The sequence below is a fragment of the Paenibacillus sepulcri genome (assembly GCF_042647105.1).
GTDB lineage: Bacteria > Bacillota > Bacilli > Paenibacillales > Paenibacillaceae > Paenibacillus_Z > Paenibacillus_Z sepulcri.
The window spans coordinates 3,789,573-3,800,000 of record NZ_JBHRUP010000001.1 but is presented as its reverse complement, the minus strand read 5'-3'; the positions used below and the strand labels follow the sequence as shown (position 1 = coordinate 3,800,000).

Genomic DNA, 10,428 nt, shown 5'->3' with positions numbered 1-10,428 from the left:
TTTATACACACGACATTTTTTTAATTTGTCGAGTTCCTGACTTTGCCGGCTGACCCCAGTCGTTGTAAAGGACAAGCAGTTTTGGGGCATTTTGTGTGGCGGTGTAGCTCAGCTGGCTAGAGCGTACGGTTCATACCCGTGAGGTCGTGGGTTCGACTCCCTCCGCCGCTACCACACCTATTATGGAGGCTTAGCTCAGCTGGGAGAGCATCTGCCTTACAAGCAGAGGGTCGGCGGTTCGATCCCGTCAGCCTCCACCATGAATGTTACATACGGAGCTGTGGTGTAGTGGCCCAACATGCCTGCCTGTCACGCAGGAGACCGCGGGTTCGAATCCCGTCAGCTCCGCCATTCATCCCAATAATGTAAAGAGCTTGTTTTTACTTTTAGGGAACCCAAAATAAACGTGGCTCGGTAGCTCAGTCGGTAGAGCAGAGGACTGAAAATCCTCGTGTCGGCGGTTCGATTCCGTCCCGAGCCACCATTTTTCAGTACAGACTTGCTTTTGTTTTATGACGTGGAGGGCTAGCGAAGTGGCTAAACGCGGCAGACTGTAAATCTGCTCTCTTACGAGTTCGGTGGTTCGAACCCATCGCCCTCCACCATTCCTTATTCTGCAAGAGCCATTAGCTCAGTTGGTAGAGCACCTGACTTTTAATCAGGGTGTCGAAGGTTCGAGTCCTTCATGGCTCACCATTTCTACACTTTTGATGATGAACAGCATATATCAGAATCCATGGACAAGATGTCCATGGATTTTTTTGTTAGGCGCCACCAGCTATGCATGAAGCTGAAATCCTGTGGGATGTATGATACAATGACGCAGAAGCAAGCTGTCTTATGTTTTGTTGTCCGTAGTTGTTTGTAGCTTTGACCGCAACTATATTTTGGATTTCAAGAAGAAACGGCTGTCAACGTCTTTTGGCTGCACAGCAAGTTTCTTCCCTCAAAAATATAAGCAACGTGTAGGTTGAAATCTATACTTTCTTATATTTTAAAAAAAGGACGCAGTGAGCGTTCTACGGATAGGGGCCAGCCGATGAGTGAAGCAAAATGGATCGAGCAGTTGCAAACGATACTCGATTGCCCGGTGCGCCAACTCCAGCTACCTGTGCAGCAATGGAAAGCGCATGTCGATGAAAGTGAAAGCGCTCTGAGTTTTTTTTGTTCAGCCGGTGCGGTTACTCCTGGAGATTATATGGTTGTTTCCAAAGGGCCTTTATGGTTTGCCCTTGGCAGTGATTCCGAGTATGTCGATTATATTGAAGTAGAACGCGCAAAGCTCTCGGATAAGGAAATGAAGCTGATTGGATGGACATTAACGCAGATTCGTTCCTCAAACGTGAAAAATTTCGAAGGCGTGACGGAGTCGGAGCGTTATGCGCGTGAGTTGGGTGCCTGGATTGTGGAGCAGTTGGAAACCAGCGAATCCCAGGTATCGATACCCGACAGACTAATGGCAAGAGGCCGGTTGTTCTCTAATATGATTCCTTTCCTTCTCGTGTCGGAACAGGTAGATGTCGGCAGGACAAGCTATATTGATCTGGAGAAGCTGCTGCGTACGTTTTTGGCCGAGGATATGATGTTGATACCTTTAAAGGAACAGGAATGGCTGGTACTGGGACCTATCTCGCTGATTCGCGATGCGCAGTCAGAGGAGCGTGACGAGGAAGCGGAGGAATCGGTCGAAGAAAGCCTGGAACCGATTGCATCCGGGCTGCATGAGATGCTGGCCAGCGAATGGCTGGGGGAATGTCACCTGGCGGTTGCACCGCCAATATCTCCGGCAAATTCGATAGTGGCCACGACTGCGCTGCTGCGTGAGACTGTTCATCTGGGCCGAGCGTTCCATGTGGGCTCGAATATTCATCTGCCATGGCTTCTGCATTTGGAAAGACTGCTGAATACAATTCCTGAGGCTCAGCGGGCCAAGTTTGTGGAACAGGCGCTGAAGCGGACCGATTTTTTTCTGGAGACGGAGATTTTGACAACGTTGGAAACGTTCTTCTCCCTGGACTGCAATGTCAGCGAAACGGCAAAAAAACTATATATCCATCGAAACACACTGCTTTACCGGTTGGACAAGCTGAAACAGGAAACAGAACTGGATGTGCGTTTGTTCCGGGATGCGGTATTGGTGAAAATCATATTACTATTGTACAAAGTGACGAAAAGAAAGTGAGTTTTTTGTAAAGTATGTGCATAGTCATATAGCCTGTGCTGATATAAGATGTATATAGTAGTGATGAACAATATCCGTTTAGGGGGAAATACAAATGGCAGGTGTACGCTTAGAACATATTTACAAAAAATACGCTGGTACTGATCTTGCTTCGGTTAAGGACTTTAACCTTGACATTAAAGACAAGGAGTTTCTTGTTCTTGTAGGTCCGTCCGGTTGCGGTAAATCGACCACGCTTCGTATGATCGCTGGCCTGGAAGAGATTTCCGAAGGTAAATTGTTTATCGGCGAACGTCTTGTAAACGATGTCGCTCCTAAAGACCGCGATATCGCGATGGTATTCCAATCTTACGCTTTGTACCCACATATGAACGTATATCAAAACATGGCCTTCGGCCTTAAACTTCGTAAATTCAAAAAAGCGGATATTGAGAAACGTGTTCGTGAAGCCGCTAAAATTCTTGATATCGAGCATCTGCTTGAGCGTAAACCAAAAGCATTGTCCGGTGGACAACGTCAACGTGTCGCGCTCGGCCGTGCAATCGTTCGTGAACCGCAAGTCTTCTTGATGGATGAGCCGCTTTCCAACTTGGATGCTAAACTTCGTGGCCAAATGCGCGCGGAAATCAGCAAACTGGTTAAACGTCTTGAAACCACTTGCATCTATGTAACACATGACCAAATCGAAGCCATGACGATGGGTGACCGTATCGTTGTTATGAAAGACGGTATCATTCAGCAAGCGGATTCGCCAGAAGGCTTGTATAACAACCCTGTAAACCTGTTTGTGGCCGGTTTCATGGGAGCTCCTTCGATGAACTTCATCACAGGCGCGCTGACAGAGCAAAACGGAGCCGTTCTTTTCAAAACAACGGGTGTTGATGTTATCATTCCGGAAGGCAAAGCCAAATTGCTGCGCGACAAAAACTTCATTGGCAAAGATATCATTCTTGGTATTCGTCCGGAAGATATCCATGAAGAGCCGGTATTCCTGGAAGCATCGCCAAATTCTATCGTAAACGCTCATATCGAGGTTTCCGAGAACTTGGGTCATGAAATGTACCTGTACCTGAACGGAATTGGTAAAGACACCATTATCGCTCGCGTAGATGGTCGTTCAGGCTTGAAAGAAGGCATGAACGTGAAGCTTGCGCTTGATATGAACAAAGTTCATGTGTTTGATAAAGAAACTGAATTGAACCTGTTTGAAGTATAAGATAAGACGTTTAGCCTTTCGAACAACCGTCCTGCGAGGGGCGGTTGTTTTTTTGTTTGTCCCTGACTGCGCCGCAATGCGCGGTGAAGCTGTGATTGAACGACGCCAGCAGCGGAAATAGCCTGCCTGATCAAGGCCGATAATGACCGAAGCGCTGGTTTGAAATTGACGAAACAGACTAAAATGTCTTGAAGATCATGGGAGACGTTGATTTCAGCGCTTATTTCCTATACGATGATTACATTGGAAATGTACATAGCAATTGCAGATGCAAGGGAAGCGATTAGGGAGGCCGGACAATGGCTAAAAAAGTTAAGGTGTCGGAGCTTGTCCAACAATTTCAACTTGAAATTGTCAGTGGGGAAGATGGTCTGCGCCGCAGCATAACGGTCGATGATTTGTCGAGACCAGGCTTGGAGATGGCTGGTTATTTTCATTATTACCCTAAGGAACGGGTGCAAATTCTGGGTAAAACGGAGCTTGCATTCATGGACACGCTCAGCAATGAAGAGCGGATGGACCGGATAGAGCGGCTTTGTGATGATGAGACGCCTTGTTTTATCATAACTCGTGGTCTTGAAGCGCCGCTTGAACTCATTCAACAGTCAAACGCAAAACAAATTCCTGTACTGAGAAGTCATGTTGCGACCACCATTCTGATTGGCCGCATTACAAACTTTCTGGAACGCAAGCTTGCGCCATCAGCTACGATTCATGGTGTACTGGTTGACGTATATGGAGTTGGCATACTGATCACCGGGGGCAGCGGCATTGGCAAAAGCGAAACAGCGCTGGAACTGGTCAAACGCAGCCATCGTCTGGTTGCGGATGATGCTGTGGAGATCAGACAGACATCGGATGGACAGCTCCACGGAAGTGCCCCAGAGCTGATCCGGTATTTACTTGAGATTAGGGGACTTGGGATTATTAATGTGATGACCCTGTTCGGTGCCGGTGCGATTCGTACGATGAAGCGGATTAGTGTGGTCATTAAGCTGGAGAACTGGCAGCCGGACAAACAATATGACCGTCTGGGCCTGGATGAAGAAACGACGCGCATTATCGATACCGATGTTCCGCTTGTAACCGTTCCGGTGAGGCCGGGGCGCAACTTGGCGGTTATTATCGAAGTGGCCGCGATGAACTTCAGGCTCAAGCGTATGGGCTATAACGCGGCGCTTCAGTTTACGAACAAGCTGACCGAAACCATTGCTGACGATTCGGATGATTTTGATTGATAAAAGGAGCCGTTGTGGATGTATGAATTGCTTTTAAATCCAATCGCTTTTTCATTGGGGCCGATTAGTGTCCATTGGTACGGTATTATTCTGGGCACGGCAGCGCTTGTTGGATTGCTGCTGGCTGTTCAGGAAGGAAAGAGATACGGGTTGTCGCCGGATTTCTTTATGGATCTGCTTTTACTCGGTGTTCCCTCTGCGATTATTGGGGCGCGGATTTATTTTGTCGCCTTCAAGTGGGACGAGTACAAGGACAATTTCCTGGACGTGTTTAAAATATGGAATGGCGGTATTGCCATCTATGGCGCCTTAATTGGCGCCATGATATGCGGTATCCTCTACTTCCGCTATAAAGGCTACAACCCATGGCGGATTTTGGATATTTGCGCCCCTTCTCTGATTGCCGGACAAATTATTGGCCGCTGGGGCAATTTTGTCAATCAGGAAGCCTACGGAGGACCTGTTGACGAGAGTACACTCCGCAATACCCTTCATCTTCCCGATTGGATCGTCAATCAAATGAATGTAGGCGGTGGCTTCCATCATCCGACCTTCCTGTATGAATCCTTATGGAATCTGATTGGGATTATTCTGCTGTTCGTGCTGCGCCGCCGCGCATTTATGCGGGCCGGGGAGATGCTCATGACCTATTTCATTTGGTATTCCATCGGACGCTTCTTTATCGAAGGTCTGAGAACGGACAGCTTGGCTTTTGACGGACCGGCTTGGCTGGTCTCAATTATGAATGGTTTGTGGTCACCGATGACCGTTGCGTTTGAGCCTGGCAATCTTGACGCTGCCTATGGTGATGTCCGTATTTCCCAGCTGCTGGCTGTTTTGTTAATTATCGCTGCGATCGCGATCATTATCATCCGTCGTGTTACGGGAGCCGCATCCGAGCGGTATGCGGATCCTATTATCAACCGTCGTACGGGTCTGCCAGCGGGGGTAAAACCCGGCGTTGATCCCGATGCAGAAGCAGCGGCTCCGGATATTGCTGAGAAAACGATAATCGAACCGCGTGAAGCCGACCGCAAAGATACACCGGAGCACAAGGATGAAGGCATAAAGGGGTAACGGCTGATCATGACTTTAAAAATACGAACCATTTTGTTTGACCTTGACGGAACCATTTTGGATACGAATGAATTGATTATTCATTCTTTTCTGCACGCGCTGCGTGATATCGTACCGCCGCAATTCGGAAGAGAGCATATCATTCCGAGTATGGGGCAGCCACTGCAGGACCAGATGCAGTTATTCTCAGGGCTGGAAGAGGTATCTCATCTTATTGCGGCTTACCGTGAGATCAATTTGAGGATGCATGATGAGTATGTGAAATCATTTCCAGGGGTAAACGAGGTATTGGCCAGGCTGCATGAAGCAGGTGTTCAGATCGGAATCGTCACAACCAAAATGAGGCTGACGACAGAGCGGGGCCTTCGATACACAGGCCTGTATGATTACATTCAGCCCCATGCGATTGTTACGATTGATGATGTGACGCATCCCAAGCCTCATCCAGAGCCTGTTCTCATGGCAATGGAAGCTTTGGGCGCGCAGCCGGAAACAACGATGATGGTGGGTGACAGTATTGTGGATATTCAATCTGCCGAAACTGCCGGAGTCATCTCTGTTGGGGTTGCCTGGTCGCTCAAAGGCGAGGCCATGCTGACGGAAAGCGGGGCGCGTCACATCATTCATGATATGCGCGATCTCTACGCGCTCGTCGGATTGGAGCTGTAGTCGAATTGAGGAACGTGGAGCGCTATCCGGTTGAAGGGCCGAATGCCTTATGGCAAATGTATCATACAGTCAGCCGGTTCAAGGCTGTGCGTAATTTCATATGTATACAGATAACGCGATATTGTCCGTCTCTGCCCATGAAGAATTGGATCTACAGGCACATACTGGGTATGAAGGTCGGGCGCGATACGGCCTTTGCGCTTATGGTGATGGTTGATGTTTTTTTTCCGGAACGGATTAAAGTCGGAGATAATACGATTATCGGGTACAACACCACGATTTTGACACATGAGTATTTGATCCGGGAATATCGACTGGGTGATGTGGTTATCGGCTCAGATGTCCTGATCGGCGCAAACACCACGATACTGCCAGGGGTGAGCATCGGAGATGGCGCTGTGGTGGCTGCAGGCTCGGTGGTGCATAAGAATGTAGCTGCCGGGGCTTTTGTAGGCGGCAATCCTTTAAGGGAAATTAAACCGTCGGAGTAAGGGTTATGGCATTCGAAAAGAACGGCCTTTCCAGTCTGAAGGTCGTTTTTTTGTTGGAGGAGGCGCCCATTCGAGTTCTTGACGAATGGAAATGAGCGTGATATCATTACGTCTAATCACTTTATTTTGGCAGTATGGTAACTTGGTAGCACGTTAATAAACTAAAGCGTATGTGGGTGAATATACATGTCCAAACCAAAAGGTTTTGAGAAGCCGATCGGGGTTAAAGATTACCTGCCGCATGCTGTATCCAGACTGCGGCAAATTGAAAACCAGGTGCTCGCCTGTATGAGCGCATGGGGCTATGAGCAGATCATGACGCCAACCATGGAATACTACGATACGGTGGGCGTGGCAAGCTCCACCTCGGATCAGAAGCTGTTCAAGCTGCTGAATAACCGGGGAACGACGCTTGTCCTGCGTTCGGATATGACGGCGCCGATCGCCAGGGTCGTTGCTTCCCTGCTTAAGGAATCCGAGTTTCCTCTTCGTTTATCTTATCACTCGAATGTGTTCCGGGCAATCGAGGAAGAAGCGGGGCGCGAAGCGGAATTTTTCCAAACTGGAGTGGAACTCGTAGGTGACGCATCGGCGGATGCTGATGCGGAAGTTGTGGCGCTTGCCATCGCTTCTCTAAAAGCGGCGGGAGTTGACCGGTTCAAGATCGCGATTGGTCATGTAGGCTTCCTGAATGGCTTGTTCGAGGAAACGCTCCAAGGACGGGAAGAAGCCCAGGAAGAGCTGAAGGCCTGCCTGCTGGGGCGCGATTATGTCGGTTACCGTGAACGGCTGCTCGCACTGTCGCTGGCTGAGCCGGTTCAGAAGGAGCTTGAAGGCATTCTGAGGCTGCGCGGCGGTCAGGAGATATGCGAACAGGCACTGCAGCTTGGCGCCAATGAGACAGCCCGGGCAGCGATTCATCATCTGCGTGAGATATGGGATGTGCTCGAGGCTTACGGTGTTTGCGAGCATGTGCTCATTGATTTAACGATGATCGGGGATTTTAAATATTATACCGGAATGACCTTCGAGGGCTATGCTGCTGATCTGGGTTCACCGGTAGCAAGCGGAGGCCGTTATGACAATCTGCTGCAGCAGTTCGGCAGACCTGCTCCGGCAACGGGATTTGCGCTAAAGACGACGCGCATTCTGGAGTTAATCGGTGACAGTACAGCGACAGGACCTGCAGAGCGGATATTAATCGGTTATGATGCGGCAGGAAGAAAGCAGGCACTTCTGGAAGCCCAGCGTCTGCGTGAGGAAGGCTCGGCAGTGATTGTCACAGAGAAGATGGATCAGGACGCTCAGAAGGCTGCTGCTGCAGCCGCTGATGCTGGGAGCAAACAGGAGATCGTGTATAAGGGTATAACGTTCTCAAGGCTGCTGACATTTTTCGGAAGAGGAGGTCGCGCATGATGAGCTTGCAGGTTGGATTGTGGAATGGAGCATCGAGCCTGACCGAAGGGACCTCCTCTGGTGGTGATCTGTTGAAGGTAGCCATGCCAAAGGGACGTATATACAAGCAGGCGTCGAAGCTTTTCCGTGAGGCCGGTCTTCCCATTCCCAGCGATTTTGACGATACGAGGCGGCTGATTATCGAGATGCCCGAGGTGGGCATGTCGTTTATTATGGCCAAACCGGTTGATGTGCCGACTTATGTGGAATATGGTGTGGCGGACATCGGCATTGTCGGCAAGGATGTGCTGATGGAGGAAAACAAGGATGTTTATGAGCTGCTCGATCTGGGCATTGCCAAATGCCGCATGTCGGTTATCGGATTGCCGGATTGGAAGCCGGTTATTCATCCGCGTGTAGCCACGAAATATCCAAGTGTAGCCTCGCAGTATTTCCGTGAGCGCGGGCAGCAGGTCGAAGTGATCAAGCTGAACGGCTCCATCGAGCTGGCGCCGCTGATCGGTCTTGCCGACCGGATTGTCGATATGGTCGAGACCGGTCAGACACTGCGTGAGAATGGTCTTATCGAGATGGAAACGATCTTCGGCATTACAAGCCGGCTGATTGCCAATCGCGTCAGCTACCGCATGAAGAATGATGCGATCCAGAGCTTGTGCGACAAACTGCAGCAGACGATTGCGGCCAAAGCGGAAGCTTGATGTAATCCTAACGATTGCCGGTTCCACAGAGCCGTTGGCTGGAGAATCGAGGTATCCCCGATGGGTTTGGGATTGGAGTCAGCCTGCGGCAAGCGGGACTAAAGAGACGCTGCACAGTTTAGGTGACAGTATGATGAAGGGAGCGATGCGTCATGCGTATGCTGCGCGCGGAGCAGTATGGTTTAACCCGCGAGGTGGAATACGGGACACCGGAGCAGAACGAGACTGTCCGGCAAATCGTGGAGGATGTCCGGACTGAGGGAGATGCGGCATTGCTGCGCTATACGGAGGAGCATGACCGTGTCAGGCTGGACGCGCAGTCGCTTCGTGTGACGGAAGCAGAAATTCATGCGGCGTACGACCTTGTGGACGAGGCATTCTTGACGGCCATTCGGCAGGCGGCCGTGAATATCCGTTCCTTCCATGAGAAGCAGGTGCGCCAATCGTGGATGGATGTGCAGCCCGATGGGACGATGCTGGGACAGCTCCTGCGTCCGCTGCGGCGGGTAGGGGTTTATGTCCCTGGCGGGAAGGCAGCATATCCTTCCTCCGTGCTTATGAATGTCATACCCGCTCAGGTGGCTGGCGTACCGGAGATTGTGATGGTGACGCCCCCGGCAACCGGCGGAAAATCGGGCATCGATCCTTATATTCTGGTAGCGGCTGCCGAGGCTGGCGTCAAGGAAATGTACCGCGTCGGCGGGGCGCAGGCCATAGCCGCGCTTGCTTACGGAACGGCAAGTATTCAGCCTGTGGACAAAATATGCGGGCCAGGCAATATCTATGTGGCACTGGCCAAGCGGGCCGTCTTCGGCGCTGTAGATATCGACAGCATCGCCGGACCCAGCGAGATCGTTGTATTGGCCGATGATACGGCTAACCCTGCTTATGTGGCAGCCGACCTGCTCTCGCAGGCCGAGCATGATGAGATGGCATCCGCCATTCTGGTCACGACCTCCAAGACACTGGCAGAGGCTGTTTCCGCAGAGGTTGAGCGCCAACTGGCAAGCCTGCCTCGGCAAAGCATTGCCCGCCAATCAATCGACAGCCACGGGGCGGTGCTGCTGGCGGACTCTATCGCAGAAGCAATTGCGGTAATCAACCGGATGGCGCCGGAGCATTTGGAGATTATGGTGGCGGAGCCGATGGCGCTGCTTGGCCGCATCGAGAATGCCGGGGCGATTTTCCTTGGCCCCTACAGCTCGGAGCCGGTCGGGGATTATTTTGCGGGACCGAATCATATTCTGCCCACCAACGGGACGGCAAGATTCTCATCGCCTGTGAACGTCGACGATTTTGTCAAGAAGTCGAGCCTGATTTATTACAGTAAGGACGCGCTGCTGGCCAATGCGGATAAAATTATGACGCTTGCGCGGCATGAAGGTCTGGAAGCGCATGCCAGAGCCATTGAGATCCGTCTGGAGCAGGAACGGGAATAAGC

Annotated in this window: 9 protein-coding genes and 6 tRNA genes; all 15 read left to right on the top strand. The window is 50.8% G+C overall.

From position 1 onward, the window contains the following. The first annotated feature begins 97 nt into the window (after window positions 1-97). The 15 genes from ACFOLF_RS16740 to hisD all read left to right on the top strand — a co-directional run bounded on the left by ACFOLF_RS16740 (window position 98) and on the right by hisD (window position 10,426). Window positions 98-174 (top strand) — tRNA-Met (locus tag ACFOLF_RS16740). Window positions 175-184: 10 nt separating this feature from the next. Continuing rightward, window positions 185-260: transfer RNA gene (locus tag ACFOLF_RS16735), tRNA-Val, on the top strand. A gap of 14 nt (window positions 261-274) precedes the next feature. Then, window positions 275-351 (top strand) — tRNA-Asp (locus ACFOLF_RS16730). A gap of 57 nt (window positions 352-408) precedes the next feature. Beyond that, a tRNA-Phe gene (locus tag ACFOLF_RS16725) sits at window positions 409-484 on the top strand. 35 nt (window positions 485-519) lie between these two features. Further along, window positions 520-605, top strand: a tRNA-Tyr gene (locus ACFOLF_RS16720). Window positions 606-620: 15 nt separating this feature from the next. Continuing rightward, window positions 621-696, top strand: a tRNA-Lys gene (locus ACFOLF_RS16715). A 343-nt stretch (window positions 697-1,039) separates the two neighbouring features. Next, window positions 1,040-2,182, top strand: coding sequence for a PucR family transcriptional regulator (locus ACFOLF_RS16710; RefSeq protein ID WP_210045101.1), 1,143 nt, complete (start codon window positions 1,040-1,042; stop codon window positions 2,180-2,182). Window positions 2,183-2,276: 94 nt separating this feature from the next. Then, window positions 2,277-3,398 (top strand): ABC transporter ATP-binding protein, encoded by a 1,122-nt coding sequence (locus tag ACFOLF_RS16705; RefSeq protein WP_210045100.1) that lies wholly within the window; start codon window positions 2,277-2,279, stop codon window positions 3,396-3,398. Window positions 3,399-3,697: 299 nt separating this feature from the next. Then, the gene (hprK, locus tag ACFOLF_RS16700) at window positions 3,698-4,636 is read left to right on the top strand and encodes an HPr(Ser) kinase/phosphatase (RefSeq protein ID WP_210045099.1); all 939 of its coding nucleotides are present in this window, start codon (window positions 3,698-3,700) and stop codon (window positions 4,634-4,636) included. An 18-nt stretch (window positions 4,637-4,654) separates the two neighbouring features. After that, window positions 4,655-5,713 (top strand): prolipoprotein diacylglyceryl transferase, encoded by a 1,059-nt coding sequence (lgt, locus tag ACFOLF_RS16695; RefSeq protein WP_210045098.1) that lies wholly within the window; start codon window positions 4,655-4,657, stop codon window positions 5,711-5,713. Window positions 5,714-5,722: 9 nt separating this feature from the next. Then, window positions 5,723-6,382: a pyrophosphatase PpaX gene (gene ppaX, locus ACFOLF_RS16690; protein WP_210045097.1), complete on the top strand. Its 660-nt coding sequence runs from the start codon at window positions 5,723-5,725 to the stop codon at window positions 6,380-6,382. A gap of 56 nt (window positions 6,383-6,438) precedes the next feature. After that, window positions 6,439-6,873, top strand: coding sequence for an acyltransferase (locus ACFOLF_RS16685; protein WP_379113789.1), 435 nt, complete (start codon window positions 6,439-6,441; stop codon window positions 6,871-6,873). A 186-nt stretch (window positions 6,874-7,059) separates the two neighbouring features. Continuing rightward, window positions 7,060-8,289, top strand: a complete 1,230-nt coding sequence (locus ACFOLF_RS16680) for an ATP phosphoribosyltransferase regulatory subunit (RefSeq protein WP_210045095.1) — start codon at window positions 7,060-7,062, stop codon at window positions 8,287-8,289. An 83-nt stretch (window positions 8,290-8,372) separates the two neighbouring features. After that, window positions 8,373-8,987, top strand: coding sequence for an ATP phosphoribosyltransferase (gene hisG, locus ACFOLF_RS16675; RefSeq protein ID WP_210045111.1), 615 nt, complete (start codon window positions 8,373-8,375; stop codon window positions 8,985-8,987). A gap of 152 nt (window positions 8,988-9,139) precedes the next feature. Next, on the top strand, window positions 9,140-10,426 hold the full coding sequence (gene hisD, locus ACFOLF_RS16670) for a histidinol dehydrogenase (RefSeq protein WP_210045094.1): 1,287 nt from the start codon (window positions 9,140-9,142) through the stop codon (window positions 10,424-10,426). Window positions 10,427-10,428: the final 2 nt, after the last annotated feature.

Excerpts from the sequence above, each read along its gene's own strand:
- ACFOLF_RS16710 (WP_210045101.1), top strand. The coding sequence starts at position 1,040 with ATGAGTGAAGCAAAATGGATCGAGCAGTTGCAAACGATACTCGATTGC.
- ACFOLF_RS16705 (WP_210045100.1), top strand. The coding sequence starts at position 2,277 with ATGGCAGGTGTACGCTTAGAACATATTTACAAAAAATACGCTGGTACT.
- hprK (WP_210045099.1), top strand. The coding sequence starts at position 3,698 with ATGGCTAAAAAAGTTAAGGTGTCGGAGCTTGTCCAACAATTTCAACTT.
- lgt (WP_210045098.1), top strand. The coding sequence starts at position 4,655 with ATGTATGAATTGCTTTTAAATCCAATCGCTTTTTCATTGGGGCCGATT.
- ppaX (WP_210045097.1), top strand. The coding sequence starts at position 5,723 with ATGACTTTAAAAATACGAACCATTTTGTTTGACCTTGACGGAACCATT.
- ACFOLF_RS16685 (WP_379113789.1), top strand. The coding sequence starts at position 6,439 with ATGTATCATACAGTCAGCCGGTTCAAGGCTGTGCGTAATTTCATATGT.
- ACFOLF_RS16680 (WP_210045095.1), top strand. The coding sequence starts at position 7,060 with ATGTCCAAACCAAAAGGTTTTGAGAAGCCGATCGGGGTTAAAGATTAC.
- hisG (WP_210045111.1), top strand. The coding sequence starts at position 8,373 with ATGCCAAAGGGACGTATATACAAGCAGGCGTCGAAGCTTTTCCGTGAG.
- hisD (WP_210045094.1), top strand. The coding sequence starts at position 9,140 with ATGCGTATGCTGCGCGCGGAGCAGTATGGTTTAACCCGCGAGGTGGAA.